Origin of the sequence: Actinomycetospora chibensis (genome assembly GCF_028737215.1) — a bacterium.
GTDB classification, from domain to species: domain Bacteria; phylum Actinomycetota; class Actinomycetes; order Mycobacteriales; family Pseudonocardiaceae; genus Actinomycetospora; species Actinomycetospora chibensis.
In genome coordinates this window covers 225235-239794 of sequence record NZ_JAQZAM010000006.1, presented here as the reverse complement: position 1 = coordinate 239794, position 14560 = coordinate 225235, and the positions used below count along the sequence as shown (strand labels likewise).

The window sequence follows — 14560 nt, the reverse complement described above, 5'->3', positions numbered from 1 at the left end:
CTTGGCGTCGGCGCAGTACCCCGCGCTTCGGGTCGCGCACGCCTCCCCGGGCAGCGGCTCGTCAGACGGTCGCCGGCGCGGTCGCCCTGTCCGTGGTGGTGGTCGCTGTCGGCGCGACGAGCAGCGCGACGCCCATCACCGCGAACCAGAGCAGGCTGCTCAGGGCGGCGATCAGAGGCAGCCAGAGGTGCAGCAGCGGCAGGATGCCGAGCACGCCGGCGCCCGCGACCCACGCGGGGAGGGCCTTCGAGCGATACGCGACGAGCGAGGTCGCGAGGATCATCGCGGCCGCCCCGATCTGCGCGTAGTGGTAGCTCCAGACCGACAGCGCGAGGAGCGGCTGCGCGAGGGCGGGCAGGACGATCTCGCCGAACCGGACGACCGCTGCGGGATAGGCCACCTCGGCCGCGAAGCCCGCGGACGTCAGGGCGAAGAAGAGCACCCCACCGGCGAGGGCGACGTAGACGCCACCCGACGGGCCTGCGGCCCGGCGCAGGACGTGGACGAGCACGCCCAGGAACACCAGACCTAGGAGGACGTGCAGCAACGGCAGTGCGCCGTTCGCCGTCACGAAGCCGGCCGCGCTCTCGTAGTAGCCGGCCGCCTCCTCGAGCGTGCGCGGCTGGTTCGGGGTGCCGACGAGGTAGGCCGGGATCATGGCCACCGCGGCCAGCACCCCGCACGCTCCGCCGATCTTCGTCTCGGTGCTCGTCATGGCCGTTCCCCTCCGCGCTCGTGTGACCCGTTCATCCCACTGCGATGTGCCGCTCGGTGACAGATCTCCGGCGCGAGAACGCCCATTCGTGTTCGCGGAGGAGCCGCGGGGCTCATCGCGTTTCGGCGGGCCCGCGACACCACGCCGGTGCGGTCGAGGTGGAGCTCCGTCTCGCCGGGGGCTTCGCCGTCCGCACGGCCTCCTCGAGGTGAACGAGGAAGAGCCGCCACGCTGCCTCGACGGGCTGTACGTCGGGCCACACGGGGGCCGCATCCGGAGCCGTCGCGCGCAAATGGTCCTCGAAGCCCGTTGCGGTGATGTGGAGGCGGAGCGGCACGGGGAGCGGACGGTGATCGAACTCAACGAGGACGACCAGTCCCTGCACGCGGTCCTCGTCGACCGCGCCCTCGGCGGCGAGGTAGCCGACGAGCTGGTCGTAGAGCTCCGCGTCAGTCGGTTCCACGACGTGCCTCCTCAGGCTGGGTCGCGCGTCGGGTAACGCTCGAACGGTTCCATCCATCTCTGCGCCTCCACCCGGTCGGGCAGCTACCGTCGCACCGTGCGGCTGGTGGCGGTGGTCCCGACCCACACGCTCGCGGACGGCGAGTACGACGACGTCGTCGCCGGTCGGCTCGCCGGGTTCGGCTTCGCGCTGCAGGTGACGTCAACCGCGGCTGCGTCGAGTGCCGGCGTGACGCAGGAGGGCAGCCCCGTCCCCACGACCACCGTCGCGGGCACGGTGCGCCTGCCCGGCACCGAGGTGCCACCCGTCCTCGACGCGGGGTTCGTCCAGCCCCTGCTCGCGAGCGCCGACGAGCGGTGGCCGGCGGACGCGATGCTCGCCGTGACCGGGCGCTTGGTCGTCGAGCCCTACCTCTGGGCCGCCGACGGCATGCTGTGGCCGCTCCTGCCCGAGGGCGTGCGGATGTGGTCGGTCGACCGCATCCGCCGCATCGGGGACGAGGGCACCGAGGAGTTGGAGAGCCTGCCCGGGCCGTCGGGGCTCGAGCACTCAGCGACCTACCTCCTCGACCTCGAGGGGCACTGAGGTCGCGCTCAGATCGTCAGGCCGCCGTCGACGGCAACCGTTGCCCCGGTCATGTAGGCGCTGTCGTCGGAGGCGAGGTAGACGACAGTCTTCGCGATCTCCGCAGGCGTGGCGTGCCGGGCGAGCGGGACGAGGTCGTCGAATGCCGCTGCGGCCTCCTGTTGTGGCAGGCCCGTCGCGCGCATCTCGATGGAGTCCTGGAACGGCGTCGACGTGGGCCCGGGGTGCAGGGAGTTGACCCGGATGCGACGCGGGGTGAGTTCCTTGGCGGCCGCCCGCATCATGCCAACCTGCGCGTGCTTGGCGGCGACATACCCACTGATGCCACCGAAGCCCATCAGCCCGACGACGCTCGAGGTGATGATGATGCTCGCACCCTCGCCGAGGTGCGGGGACGCGTGCTTGATCATGTGGAACGCGCCGAGCGCGTGGACCTGCAGCGTGCGGGCGAACTCATCGGACGGGTAGTCCTCGATCGGCGCCACGGCCCCCGTGTTGCCGGCGTTGCTGAAGACGACGTCGAGGCGGCCGAAGCGCTCGACGGCCTCCGAGACGGCACGGCGCACGGCGTCCTCGTCGGTGACATCTGCGTTGGTGAACGCAGCTCGATCGTCCCCGAGCTCGCTGACCGTCCGCTTCAGCGCGTCGGCGTCGAGTCCGACGAGGTGCACCTGCGCGCCCTCGTCGACCATCGCGCCCGCCGACGCCCGCCCGATCCCGCTCTCCCCGCCGGTGATGATGGCGACCTTGCCGTCCAACCTCGCCATGATTGGCCTCCTCTCGCGTCGCTCTCGAAGGCGCAGCGTGGCGCGTTCTGGAGGCCCGGAGGTCACGGTCGCGGCACGGCCGGGTGGTGCCTGCGTCGCGATGTCGGCGTGTCGTGGCTGTCCGTCGTGGGACAAGTTCGGGGCGTCAGAAGTACGCCAGTGTCCTCCTCCATGTGACGCGCTCGATCTCCTCCTGGCGGGTGGTGCCGTCGTCGAGCGGCACGTCGAGGCAGCCGGTCGCCGTAGTCGTGGACCTAGCCGGCCTGATCACCAGGCTGATCTTCGGGCCACCGGGTCACGAGACCCATCTGAGCCATGTGCCACTCTGCCGTCGTGGATGGGGAAGTGGACGATGGGCTATACGAACTCCTTCACACGCGGGGTCTCGAACGACGCCTGCGCGCTCTGCCGGACGGCGCCGCTCGGTTCGACGCGGTCGAGAAGGCGAGCGCGCCTGACGTTCTCGCCCGGCACGTCGCTGAGGTCGTCCGACGCGCACTGACCGATCAGACGGACAGCGATCGTCGTCGCGATCTCGTCAACGGAATCGTCGACATGGTGAACCAGAACCAGGGCGACGACGCTGTCGTGGCCTTGGAGCAGCTGCTGGCCGTCGCGGTGGCGCCCGGCGTTCAGCGGGTCGTCCGACCGACGGTGCCGCTGTCGGACACGGCGTTGCTGACCAACACGCCGGACGAGCCCAGTCTGGGTGCGGAGCTGAACGCTGAACTTGCGAGTGCAGATCGGGTCGACCTGCTGTGCGCGTTCGTCAAGTTCCACGGCACGCGCCTTCTCGCCGAGCAGCTTACGGCGTTGCGCGAGCGCGGAGTGCCGCTGCGGGTCATCACCACGACGTACTTGGGCGGTACTGAACGGCGCGCCGTGGACGAACTAGTCCGACGCTACGGCGCTGAGGTGCGTATTCGGTACGAGGAGCAGTCAACGCGGCTGCACGCGAAGGCCTGGCTATTTCGGCGGGACAGCGGGTTCGACACGGGGTACGTCGGAAGTTCCAACCTGTCGAAGTCCGCGTTAGTCGACGGGTTGGAGTGGAACGTCCGCATCTCGTCGGTCGCTACACCGACCTTAGTCCGCAAGTTCGAGGCCACCTTCGACACCTACTGGAATAACCCGGAGTTCCGGCCATACGACCCGGACCGCGACGCCGAACTTCTCGACCGCGCGCTCGGCGCCCAGTCGGGGGCCGGTCCGTCCACCTTGGTCCTCTCGGGGCTCGAGGTCCGGCCGCGCCCGCACCAGGAGCGCATCCTCGAAGCCCTCGAGGCCGAGCGCACTGTGCACGACCGTCACCGCAACCTCGTCGTCGCCGCGACCGGTACGGGCAAGACAGTCGTGGCCGCGCTCGACTACCGGCGACTCGGCGGCAGCGAGAAGAGCCTGCTGTTCGTCGCGCATCGCCGGGAACTGCTCGAGCAGGCACAGCGCACCTACCGCGAGGTGTTGGGCGACGGAACGTTCGGCGAGTTGCTCGTCGGTGGTCAGCGTCCAAGTCGGTGGAAACACGTCTTTGCGTCAGTCCAGTCGCTGCGCGAGGTAGACCTTCCGGCGTACGACGTGGCCGTGATCGACGAGTTTCACCACGCGGAGGCGCCCTCGTACCGCGACTTGCTCAGGAAGCTCGAGGCCACTGAACTGCTCGGTTTGACCGCTACGCCCGACCGCGCCGACGGTGTCGACGTGCGGGAGTTTTTCGGCGGCCGCACAGCCGTCGAGATCGGTCTCGGGGAAGCCCTCGAGCAGGACCTGCTGTGTCCGTTCCACTACTTCGGGGTCGCGGACAACACCGACCTCAGCACGCTCGAATGGAAGCGCGGCTCCTACGAAGCTGAGGCCCTCGATCAGCTCTACACCGGCAACGACGCTCGAACACGGATCGTTCTCAGCGCTCTATATGACCGGGTGGCTGATCCTCGGCGGGTACGCGCCCTCGGCTTCTGTGTCTCGGTCTCGCATGCCGAGTATATGGCGCGGAAGTTCAGCGAGGCCGGCATCCCGTCACGCGCGGTGCACGGTGGAACCGCGTCGGTCGAGCGCGACCAGGCCGCGGCCGACCTTCGCTCGGGCGCAGTCGCGTGCCTGTTCACCGTCGATCTCTACAACGAAGGCGTCGACCTCCCGACGGTTGACACCGTCCTGTTCCTCCGGCCCACCCAGAGCGCGACGATCTTCCTTCAGCAGCTCGGCCGCGGGCTTCGAAGAACGCCCGGGAAAGCGGTGCTCACCGTCCTCGACTTCATCGGCCAGCATCGCCGTGAGTTCCGTTTCGACGTCCGTTATCGCGCGCTGACCGGATCGACCCGTGGAGGGCTCGTTCGCGACATCGAGGATGGCTTCCCGTTCCTCCCTTCTGGTTCGCGGTTGATTCTCGATCGTGTCGCGCAGGGAGTCGTGCTCGAGAACGTGCGCCAGGGTCTGAAGGGCGGCCGGAAGGCGCTGGTGCAGGACGTCCGGTCGCATGGCGACCTGTCGCTCGAGGACTACCTCCAGGCGAGTGGACAGGAGCTCGCCGATGTATACGGTCGCGTCGCTGGAGTCAGTTGGACCGGCTTGCGGAGGGAGGCCGGGTTCGCGACGAAGCCTGCGGGTCATCGGGAGGACGAACTCCTCCGGCGGGTCGCGAGCCTGATTCACGTGGACGATCCAGGTCGCGCCGCCACTTACAGTGAGTTGTTGAGTGCCGAGTGTCCGGCCTTCCCCTCGCTGTCGGCGGACGACCAGGCCCTCGCGCGGATGCTCGTCTACACGATCTGGCCAGACCTCGGTCGCCACGCCTCCTTCGAGGCGGCGCTGCGGACGCTGCGCAGGCACCCGGCTGTTGCCGAGGAGTTGGGCACGCTGATGGCGCTCGCTGCGGACCGGGCGCGGATGGTGCCGAGGGAGCTCAGCGTTCCGGGCGTCTCGCTTCGGTCGCACTGCACCTATCGGCGCGATGAGGTCCTGGCGGGTATCGGTTGGGCGGACGGGACGCGTAAGACGCGTGGGCAGGCCGCCGGGGTCGTGTACTCGGAGGCGACGAACGTGGACGCGCTGTTGGTCACTCTGCACAAGGAGGAGAAGGACTTCGCGCCATCGACGAGATATCGGGACTACCCGATCTCCTCGGACCTCTTCCACTGGGAATCGCAGAACGCCACAGCGCTCGCGTCGCCGATGGGTCAGCGGTACATCAAGGGAACGAGCAACGTCGTGCTGTTCGTGAGGGCGACCCGCGCCGACGAGTTCGGGTCCGCGCCGTTCCTATGCCTCGGGACGGCTACTGCCGTAGAGCACGCGGGCGAGCGCCCGATATCGATCACCTGGCGTCTCGACCGGCCGATGCCGCAGTCTCTACTCCAAGCTGGTGCCGTCGACGCTGCCTAGGAGGAAGCCCGTTCAGCGAGTGTCCGAGTCACATGTCGTCGAGCGGATCGATGGGGTGCGCCCGCCACACGAAGACGGGCTCGAGGCCCTCGAGGAACGCGGTGGCGAGCTCGCACTACCGTCGCGCGGGGATGGCCGTCGCCTCCTCGAGCTGGACGCAGGCTGCGGATAGATCCCACTCGTCGTCGCAGAGCTGGGGAACGAAGAGCCCACTGGAGGAGCTCCACCGCGCGACCCGGCTCCCGCGGCGCCCGGAGCTGCGCTGCAGGATCTCGGCGAGTCTCGGGTGACGACGCGCCGCTGGGTAGCGCGAGACCCACGGCCACGAGTCGAAGGCGGTCGTCAGCGCGGTGTCGAGCGGGGCGGTCGAGCTGATCGCGTTGACGCCCGCGACCAGGCAGCCGACGGCGAGACCCTCGCCGATTTCGGTCTGTTGCCGGGTTCTCGTCAGGCCTTCGGGCATCGTCGTCATGGTCTCTCGGCCGGTCGCCGTGCCTGCTGGCGACGCGCCGCGCAGCACCCCGCCGCAGAACCGTGGTGGCGGCGCGACGGGTCGCTACGGGTCAGCAGCCTCTCGGGATGTCACCGGAGCCTCGCGCAGCTCGTCACCGACCGCGACCTCGCCCGGCGCCAGCACCGTGTACTTCGCCCCGAACACGACGCCCTTGTCGGTGAGGCGGTAGGTCGCGAGGGTCTCCAGCGGCTCGGGGCCGGCGCGCTCGCCGGTGCCCTGGTCGACGGTGACCACGGCGCAGCGCACGGCCTGCTTCGAGAACGCCAGGTGAGTGCTCCCGAGAAGGACGCGGTCGAGCGAATCCTCCGCGTGGGCCGCGCAGTCGGTGAGGACGACATTGGCGCGGAAGCGCTCGAGGGGGAGCGGCTCGCCGGTGCGTTCGGCAGCGCGGTCGGAGAGGTCGTCGGCCGCGGCGCGGGAGAGGAGCAGGAGCGAGCCGCTGTCGGCCCACCCGGAGAGTCCGGGCACGAGGCCGTCGGTGGGGCGGTGGTGCTCGGGCGTGACGCCGACGAGCCGGCTCTCCACCCCGAGTACGTCGGAGAGCCAGTCGGCGGCGTCTTCGCCCTGGTCGAGCGCGGGATGGTCCTTGCCGAAGATCTCGACCTGGCGCCGCGGACCGTCCCTGACGATGTCGACCGAGCACTGCTCACGGCCGTCCGCGGCGAGGGTGAGGCGGTCGCCGTCGAGGTGCGGCCGCACCGTCGCCAGGAGGGGACGGCGCCGTTGGGTCTTGAACCGGCCGTCTGGGCCGATGACCATGAACTGCCGATCGCCGGCCAGTCCGGTCGTCGTGACCTCGCGGCGGTCGACCGCCATCCCCGCACAGCCCTTGATCGGGAAGACGGTCAGGGACGCGATGCGAGCGATCGGTCGCCCGCCCTCCTCGACCATGCCGCTCCCGACGCCGTGTGCGAGCCAGCGTGTCACGCCGCTGCGCGCCTGGCGGAGTGACGGCCAGGAGGCGTCGGGCCGACCGAGGGTCAGGCGGGGACCTGGTCCTCCGAGACCGCGCGCACGCCGCCGTCGACGAGCACGAGGTGGTCCTTGCCCGGCTCGCGGACGAGGATCGCCTCCTCGATCTGCGCGAGCAGCGACTGCAGCGAGGAGGCCTCGGCGTCGTCGAGCGCGTCCGGGTCGTCGTCGAGCGACGGGCGGGCGCTGGGGACGACACCCTGCTCGTCGCAGACGTGCGCGGCCAGCGTCTCGGGGCACACGTGCAGGCGCACGGCGGGGTCGACGGGCTCGCCGTCGAGGTCGATCAGGTCCACGCCACCCGACGGGGTCCCGTCGAGGTTGGCGCGGAAACCGAGGGCAGAGAGGAAGCGGTCGTAGCGCTCCTGGTCGTTCAAGGCGTACCTCCGTGGACGGATGACCGATGGTGCGAGGAGCAGGGCTGGTCCTGCCAGTGCGGAGGGGTGTGACCCTGGCCAAGTGGGCAGTGACGTCCGGCTCACGGACCCGTGAGGCGATCCTCCACCGGCGCGAGCTCGAAGGGTCGGTGGGGTTCGGCTTGGTACCAGTACGCCGTCGACGACCAGTCGTCGCTGCGCTTGTTGGCGTGGCCGTGCTCGATGCTCACGCGGATCGAGCGCTCGAAGACGACCGGGTCCTCGACGTGGAAGCGGTACAGGCTCACCGGTCCGCGCCAGTTCTTCCCGCCCGCGAGAGTGACCCCGTGGTACGGCGCGGAGTAGGTCTGCGTCGGGCACCAGGCGGTGTTGACGTAGTCCTCGGTGCCGGTCCCGTGCAGGGTGGGCGGCCACTCGTCGCCGTCGATGAAGATCATGTCGTCGCCCTCGCCGTACCAGTTCCACTTCCGGGTGCGCCGCCTGTTCTGGATGTTCAGCACGCAGCCGACGTAGTGCCCGTGGCCCTCGGCCTCGAGGATCGTGTAGTTGTCACGGCCTGTCAGGTTCGTGCCGTGGAACTGGTAGGCGGCGTTGGACGGGCCGGGGCGCGCGCCCGCCGTCGGGTTCTGGCGGCGCCACTGGGCGTGGAAGCGCCCGATGTCCGCGTCGAGCGAGTCGAGCTCCTCGTAGTCGACGTAGAAGTAGACGACGACGTCCGCGTCCTCGACCTCGCTGGTCACCTCCATCCGCGCCCCGGACCCGAACGGCATCGCGAACCAGCAGTTGAACGCCTTGCCGTCCTCGGGGCTCATCTGCAGCGGCAGCGACACGAAGTTGGTGGTGCGGCCGTGGCCGACGCCGAAGAAGTCGCCGAGCGGGACGGCGACGCTCGGGTGCTCCTCGCCGTCCCACCAGGCGCGCAGCACGAGACGCCGCAGTAGGTCGTCCGCCCCGCCGAGGGGCCGGCGGATGCTGCGCGGCGCGGCGACGGTCATCCAGAGGTGGGTGACGACGCCGGCCCCGGCGACGTCGAGCATCGTCGCGGTCTCGCCGGGGCGGAGCGTGGCGCGGTCGTCGTTGCCACCGGTGCGGTCCCAGCTCGACGAGCGCCGCCGTCGCGTGCGCCGCAGCCGCGGCAGGTCGCGCAGGCTCGATCCGTGGGGGCCGTAGTCGACGGTCATGGGCCCAGCCTGCCGTGGCGGTTCGCCGGGGCGATGGAACCGTCGAGAGGGTGGGCCCGTCGAACCCAGCATGACGACTTCTGATCTTCCCGCTTCCGACCTCGTGGAACGCGTTGCCGGCGCGGGCCCGAACACCTATCGCGAGCTGCTCGGCAAGGCCCGTACGACCCACCGAGCGCCGGTCTGGCTCGGCCGGGGTGGCGATGCCGGGGTCGGGGTCCTGCCGGTCCCGGACGATCCCGCCGTGGACGTCGACGCCCACGATCCGTACCGCGTCCTGGCGGACTGGTGGCCCGGACCGTGCCCCGAAGGGTGCACATGCCTGGAGCCTTTCTCCGGTCAGTTGCCGGGCCTCGTCCGTGCTGGCCGCGTGGATCGCTCGACGTCGCGCTGCACGGTCGAGGAAGCGGCCGCGATGGCCGACGAGGTGGTGTCGTACGGGGTCGGTGTTCTGGCTGTGGTGCGTGCGGCGCGGCCGGCGGACGTCCCCGCCGTGACGGGCTGGGTCGGTGCGGGCAACTACAGGCACCAGGACAACGTCCGGATCAGCGCGGTTCTTCGCAGTTGGGAGGATCGGTTCGGTGCCCTGCTCGTGGTGATGACCGAGTCGACTCTCCTGCTGTCGGTGGCGTACCCGCCGACGACCTTCAAGGAGGCTGAACAGGTGGCCGCCGAGCACTTCGCCTTCTGCCCGGACCAGCACGACCCGCAGGACATGGCCGGCACCGTGTACACACCGCGCAGCTACGGGCGGACGATCCGCAAGGCGCGGCATTGGCGGTTCTGGTGGGACTGACGGTGGCGACCTACGTCCCGCCCTGTGCGGCGGTGATCCGGTCGAGCCACTCGCGCAGGACGCCGAGCTCGGCCGCGCTGAGGGTGTCGACGTCCGGCAGGGCGGCGCGCAGGGCGGCGGCCGCGGGAACGGGGCCGGGGTCGGGGAGGGCCGGCGCGTCGGTGGTGATCGCCGCGATGACGGCCTCGCGTGCAGAGGTCGCGAGGAGCGGGTCGCGCTGGCCCTCCGGTGTGGCGATGAGCGTCAGCGTCGTGCCTTCGCCGACGGCCCGGACGAGCCCGACCGCCCGGTCCTCGGGCACGCGCAGGCGCCCGGCCTCGGCGATCCGACCGATGTGCTGGGCGAGGACGTCGACGGCGGCGGTCGCGGCCGGCGAGCCCGGGCCGGTGCGGGCGTACATCAGGCGGTAGAGCGCGGGGTGGGCGAGGCCGAGCCCGACGTGCAGGTCCCAGCCCTCGCGCAGGTCCTGCACCGGGTCGTCGCCCGGCTCGGTGGCGGTCTTGGTCGCGAGGTAGGACGCGAAGCCGTGCGCGGCGACGGCGTCGAGCAGCCCCTGCTTGTCGCCGAAGAGCCGGTAGATGGTCGGCGCCTGGACGCCGGCCGCAGCGCTGACCGCGCGGGTCGAGACCGCCTCGGCGCCGTCCTCCTCGAGCAGGCGCAGCGCCGCCGCGACGATCCGCTCGCGCGGGCCGTCGGCACCGCCCTCGGTCTCCATGATGACGACGATAGCGAGAACACGCTTCCACCGCTAACAACAGTGATACTGTCGAGTCGTTACCACTGGAAACGGAGTCCTCATGATCGTCGTGACCGGAGCGAGCGGCCAGCTGGGCCGCGCCGTCCTCGAGCGGCTGCTCGACCGCGTTCCCGCCGAGCAGGTCGGCGCGAGCGTCCGCGACCCGGACAAGGTGCCGGACCTCGCGGAGCGCGGTGTGCGCGTGCGCCGCGGCGACTACGCCGAGCCGTCGAGCCTCGCTGAGGCGTTCGAGGGGGCGTCGCGGGTGCTGGTGGTGTCGGCGAACACCCTCGGCGAGGAGGGCCTGCGGCAGAACCACGCCGCGATCGAGGCCGCCGTCGCTGCGGGCGCCGAGCGCGTGCTCTACACCAGCCACGCCGGCGCTCGGCCGGATTCCCCGTTCCCGCCGATGCCGCAGCACGCCGCCAACGAGGAGGTCCTCCGCACGTGCGGGGCGCCGTTCACCTCGCTGCGCAACGGCTCTACGCCTCGACGGTGCCGAGGCTCCTGCAGGGTGCCTGGCACACCGGGGAGCTCCGCGTCCCCCAGGACGGTCCCGTCGCCTGGACCACCCACGGCGACCTCGCCGACCTCACGGCCCTGGCCCTGACGAGCGACGAGCTCGACGGCCTCACCCCGCCGCTCACCGGCCCGGAGGCGCTCACGATGGAGCAGGTCGCCGCGCTGGCTTCGGAGGTCGCCGGCCGCCCGATCCGTCGGGTCGTGGTGTCCGACGCCGAGTACCGCGCCGAGCTGGTCGGCCACGGCGCGCCGGAGGCGGCGGCGGACATGCTTGTCGGCATGTTCGCCGCGAGCCGCCGTGGCGACTTCGCCGCGGTCGACCCGACGCTGCCCCGCCTGCTCGGCCGGCCGGCGACGCCGCTGCAGGAGGTCCTGGCCGCGGCGGTGCCGGCGGCTCAGGCGTAGTCGTCGTTCGTGCGCCCGGTGAGCACCGAGGTGTTCTCGTCCTGGGCGGGGTCACGGTGACGGTCGGCGGCGTCGTCCTTGGTCTTGATCATCAGCCAGTCGTCGCCGCCCGTGCGGAGGAACGCGTAGCCGCCGCCGAGCTTCTGGCCGTGCAGCTCGACGGTGAGGTGGCCGTTCGCGAGGGCCTCGGCGGCGGTGCCCTCGGTCCGCATCTCGTAGGTCCCGGTGTCCCAGACGATGACCGTGCCCGTGCCGAGGCGGCCCTCGACGTCGATGTGGTCGAGCGCGTGGTCGTCCACGCGCTTGGCGAGACGGCGCTGCGCCGGATCGGTCGACGGCCCCTTCGGCACCGCCCACGACACCAGCACGCCGTCGATCTCGAGCCGCACGTCGAAGTGCAGCGTCGAGGCGTGGTGGCGCTGGATGACGAAGCGGTGGCTCACCCCGGTGCCTCCTCGAGCTCGACGACCCGTGCGGGAACTACGACGTGGAGACCGTGTCGGACCGGCGCCACCCTGGGCCCCCGGGCACGGTCGGGCGTGCCCCGAGGCCGAGGAGGTCGACGTGTCGACCCAGCAGAACAAGGAGCTCGTGGAGCGACAGTTCTCCGAGATGTGGAACGGGGACAAGTGGGACGCGCTCGAGGAGATGTTCTCCCCGGACTACGTCAACCACGATCCCTTCAACGGCGACCAGGGCTCGGGACCGGAGAGCTTCCGGGCCCGGGTCACGGCCTACCGCGGTGTGCTCGCCGACTTCGACCTGCGGATCGAGCGGCAGCTCGCCGAGGGGGACCTGGTCGAGACGCACTGGACGCTGCGTGGCACCCACGCCGGCCAGCTCATGGGGGAGGCGCCGACCGGTAAGCAGGTGCTGATGGAAGGGCAGTTGCTCAGTCGGATCGTCGACGGACGCTTCGTCGAGGAGTGGGTCAACTGGGACACGTACGGGCTGCTCCGGGAGATCGGCGCGCTCCCGTCCTGAGGTCACGGCGACAGACGCAGGGTCGCGACGAGCGGGCGGTGGTCGGACGCCGTGACCGTCGGCGCCTCGGGCGCCCCGACGGGTGCGAGCCCGCGCAGGAAGATGTAATCGATCTTGCCGAGCAGGCTGGTCGCGAGCCGGGCGTCCGGGTCGACCTCGGTGAAGCCCTGGCGCAGGGGCGCGAGCTCGGGCTGGGAGGCAATGAGGTTCAGGTCGCCGAGCACCACGGCGGGCGCCGCGCCCGCCGCGTCGACCGCGAGGCGTCGGAGCTGGTCGTCCTGCGTCCCGTCCAGCCCGAGGTGGGTGGTGTGCACGGAGACGGTCGGCCCCGCCCGCGTCGTGACCTGCAGCGACAGGTAGCCGCGCTGCTCGTCGCGCGCGTCGGGAGGGTAGGTCGTGACGCGCGGGCCGGTGACGGGCAGGAGCGAGAGCACGGCGAGGCCGAACTGCACGTCGTCGGGGCTCGTGTCACAGGCGGGGCCGAGCGCGGCGTTCACCGACGCGTTGGCCTCGGCGGGGGTCGGCGGTCGGATGGGTCCCGGGACGACCTCGTAGGTCAGGCCGTGCTCGAGCTGGAGGAGCCGCGCGAGCTCCTCGGCGTCGGCCGTGCAGATCTCCTGCAGGGCGAGGACATCCGGGCGCAGTTGGGCGACGACCGGGGCCCACTCCGGTGGGTCGTGCTCGCCGGTCTGGACGTTCCAGGTCATCACGCGCAGCGCAGCGGGATCGGCGGGATCGGGGGTCGTCGCGACCGGTTCGGGTTCCGAGCCGCAGGCGACGGCCAGGCCGACCAGGAGGGCGAGCCCGAGCGCCTGCCAGCGTCGCTGCACGCCACCATCATGGCGGCTCCGGATCAGCCGAAGCGCTCGGTGGTGATGGCGCGGGCGGGCACGCCGAGGCTGCCGAGGCCGTCGAGCGCCGCGCCGACGAGCGGGGGCGGCCCGCAGACGAAGTACCGGTGGCTCTCGGGGACGCCCGTCGGCAGCACGGCGCAGAGCATGCCGGGGTCGAGGCGGTGGCCTCCGGTGCGCAGGACCGACAGGTCGAGACGCCGGGACAGCGCGAGGATCTCGGTGGCGAACAGCGCCTCGTTCTCGCGCTCGGCGAGCAGGAGGGCGTGGGCGCGGGGATCCGCCGCCGCGGCGTGGGCGCGCAGGATGCTCATGATCGGCGTGATGCCGACCCCGCCGGCGATGAGCACGAGGCCGCCGCCGGTGATGTCGGTGGCGGCGATCGGCACGAAGGCGCCGTGCGGGCCGTCGACCCACACGTGCCGCCCGACCTCGAGGGCCTGGAGACCGCTGCTGAAGGGTCCGCGGTCGCGCACGGTCAGCTCGAGCCGTCCCGCCCGCGTCGAGGCCGCGATCGTGAACGGGTGCTCCTCGGCGAGGGGCAGCCGCCGCAGCCGCAGCCACACGAACTGCCCCGGCTCGGGTGCGGGGTCGAGCGCGCGCCACGCCGGGACGAGCACCACGGTCGAGGTGTCCGACGACTCCGGGCGCACCGCGGACACGAGGTGCAGGCCGCGGTCGAGCAGCGGCACGGCGATCCAGCGCCGCACCACCACGCCCACCAGCACGACGCCGAGCGCGCCGAGCGTGACCCCCACCAGCGGGTTCTCCGGCAGGTGCCCGAACAGCACCACGTGGGCGACGACGAGCAGCACCGTGATGATCCCGAGCGCCGCATGGATGCGGGAGGACAGCCCGTAGCGACGGGACCTGGCGCGGGGCCGCAGCGCCACGAGCACGACCATGAGGACCACCGCGATGATGCCGACCTTGATCGGCGGGCCGACCGCGAACAGGTTGAGGATCCCGAGGCCGCGGTGCGAGTGCGCGACGGCGGACACGACGTGCGTGACGGTGATCCCGACGACGGCCACGCCGAGCCGACGGTGGAGCGCGACGCCGAGCTCCACCCCGAGAACGCGCGTCAGGCCGCGCACCCGGGACACGACCACCACGATCGTGACCATGAGGACCGCCGCGACGAGGCCCGTGCCCGAGGTGAGCGAGACCGTCTCGGCGAGCTGGGGCGAGCCGGCGGAGATCATCAGGGCCACGATCGGCATGAGCACCATGAGGGCGAGGACCATGACCCACGTCCGACCCTGCTCGCTCATGGCGCGGAAGCTAGGCCGGTCCCCGATGGCGCCGGTG

The 14560-nt window shown here is 71.4% G+C and carries 16 protein-coding genes and 1 pseudogene; 6 read left to right on the top strand and 11 right to left on the bottom strand.

Annotated elements, in window-relative coordinates:
* Window positions 1–61: 61 nt before the first annotated feature.
* The gene (locus tag PH189_RS11575) at window positions 62–715 is read right to left on the bottom strand and encodes a hypothetical protein (protein ID WP_274188932.1); all 654 of its coding nucleotides are present in this window, start codon (window positions 713–715) and stop codon (window positions 62–64) included.
* A gap of 112 nt (window positions 716–827) precedes the next feature.
* Window positions 828–1178, bottom strand: coding sequence for a hypothetical protein (locus PH189_RS11570; protein ID WP_274188931.1), 351 nt, complete (start codon window positions 1176–1178; stop codon window positions 828–830).
* A gap of 96 nt (window positions 1179–1274) precedes the next feature.
* On the opposite strand from PH189_RS11570, the gene PH189_RS11565 reads away from it, so the two are divergent.
* A complete protein-coding gene (locus PH189_RS11565; protein ID WP_274188930.1) occupies window positions 1275–1763 on the top strand; it encodes a hypothetical protein in 489 nt (162 codons plus the stop codon).
* Window positions 1764–1771: 8 nt separating this feature from the next.
* Here the strand turns inward: PH189_RS11565 and PH189_RS11560 are convergent, their stop codons facing one another.
* Window positions 1772–2530 (bottom strand): SDR family NAD(P)-dependent oxidoreductase, encoded by a 759-nt coding sequence (locus tag PH189_RS11560; RefSeq protein WP_274188929.1) that lies wholly within the window; start codon window positions 2528–2530, stop codon window positions 1772–1774.
* A 333-nt stretch (window positions 2531–2863) separates the two neighbouring features.
* Here PH189_RS11560 and PH189_RS11555 point away from each other — a divergent pair, with 333 nt between their 5' ends.
* The gene (locus PH189_RS11555) at window positions 2864–5911 is read left to right on the top strand and encodes a DEAD/DEAH box helicase (protein WP_274188928.1); all 3048 of its coding nucleotides are present in this window, start codon (window positions 2864–2866) and stop codon (window positions 5909–5911) included.
* A gap of 115 nt (window positions 5912–6026) precedes the next feature.
* Here PH189_RS11555 and PH189_RS11550 read toward each other — a convergent pair whose 3' ends face one another.
* The 4 genes from PH189_RS11550 to PH189_RS11535 all read right to left on the bottom strand — a co-directional run bounded on the left by PH189_RS11550 (window position 6027) and on the right by PH189_RS11535 (window position 8955).
* Complete coding sequence (locus tag PH189_RS11550) at window positions 6027–6374, bottom strand: hypothetical protein (RefSeq protein ID WP_274188927.1); 348 nt, start codon at window positions 6372–6374, stop codon at window positions 6027–6029.
* Between the two features lie 93 nt (window positions 6375–6467).
* Window positions 6468–7352, bottom strand: a complete 885-nt coding sequence (locus PH189_RS11545) for an MOSC domain-containing protein (protein WP_274188926.1) — start codon at window positions 7350–7352, stop codon at window positions 6468–6470.
* A gap of 53 nt (window positions 7353–7405) precedes the next feature.
* A complete protein-coding gene (locus PH189_RS11540) occupies window positions 7406–7774 on the bottom strand; it encodes a hypothetical protein (RefSeq protein ID WP_274188925.1) in 369 nt (122 codons plus the stop codon).
* 101 nt (window positions 7775–7875) lie between these two features.
* On the bottom strand, window positions 7876–8955 hold the full coding sequence (locus PH189_RS11535) for a glycoside hydrolase family 172 protein (RefSeq protein WP_274188924.1): 1080 nt from the start codon (window positions 8953–8955) through the stop codon (window positions 7876–7878).
* Window positions 8956–9025: 70 nt separating this feature from the next.
* Here PH189_RS11535 and PH189_RS11530 point away from each other — a divergent pair, with 70 nt between their 5' ends.
* Window positions 9026–9751: a DUF4253 domain-containing protein gene (locus tag PH189_RS11530; protein WP_274188923.1), complete on the top strand. Its 726-nt coding sequence runs from the start codon at window positions 9026–9028 to the stop codon at window positions 9749–9751.
* A gap of 10 nt (window positions 9752–9761) precedes the next feature.
* Here PH189_RS11530 and PH189_RS11525 read toward each other — a convergent pair whose 3' ends face one another.
* The gene (locus tag PH189_RS11525; protein WP_274188922.1) at window positions 9762–10466 is read right to left on the bottom strand and encodes a TetR/AcrR family transcriptional regulator; all 705 of its coding nucleotides are present in this window, start codon (window positions 10464–10466) and stop codon (window positions 9762–9764) included.
* An 82-nt stretch (window positions 10467–10548) separates the two neighbouring features.
* Here PH189_RS11525 and PH189_RS11520 point away from each other — a divergent pair.
* Window positions 10549–10908: pseudogene (locus PH189_RS11520) on the top strand (NAD(P)H-binding protein); the annotation flags it as partial.
* Window positions 10909–10934: 26 nt separating this feature from the next.
* The gene (locus tag PH189_RS11515; RefSeq protein WP_274189051.1) at window positions 10935–11414 is read left to right on the top strand and encodes a Rossmann-fold NAD(P)-binding domain-containing protein; all 480 of its coding nucleotides are present in this window, start codon (window positions 10935–10937) and stop codon (window positions 11412–11414) included.
* Here PH189_RS11515 and PH189_RS11510 read toward each other — a convergent pair.
* Window positions 11405–11857, bottom strand: coding sequence for a DNA polymerase ligase N-terminal domain-containing protein (locus PH189_RS11510; protein WP_274188921.1), 453 nt, complete (start codon window positions 11855–11857; stop codon window positions 11405–11407). The two genes, PH189_RS11515 and PH189_RS11510, sit on opposite strands and share 10 nt — an antisense overlap.
* Before the next feature lie 121 nt (window positions 11858–11978).
* On the opposite strand from PH189_RS11510, the gene PH189_RS11505 reads away from it, so the two are divergent.
* Window positions 11979–12398: an ester cyclase gene (locus PH189_RS11505; RefSeq protein WP_274188920.1), complete on the top strand. Its 420-nt coding sequence runs from the start codon at window positions 11979–11981 to the stop codon at window positions 12396–12398.
* A 2-nt stretch (window positions 12399–12400) separates the two neighbouring features.
* Here the strand turns inward: PH189_RS11505 and PH189_RS11500 are convergent, their stop codons facing one another.
* Window positions 12401–13228, bottom strand: coding sequence for an endonuclease/exonuclease/phosphatase family protein (locus PH189_RS11500; RefSeq protein ID WP_274188919.1), 828 nt, complete (start codon window positions 13226–13228; stop codon window positions 12401–12403).
* 23 nt (window positions 13229–13251) lie between these two features.
* Window positions 13252–14523, bottom strand: a complete 1272-nt coding sequence (locus PH189_RS11495) for a ferric reductase-like transmembrane domain-containing protein (protein WP_274188918.1) — start codon at window positions 14521–14523, stop codon at window positions 13252–13254.
* Window positions 14524–14560 lie beyond the last annotated feature (37 nt).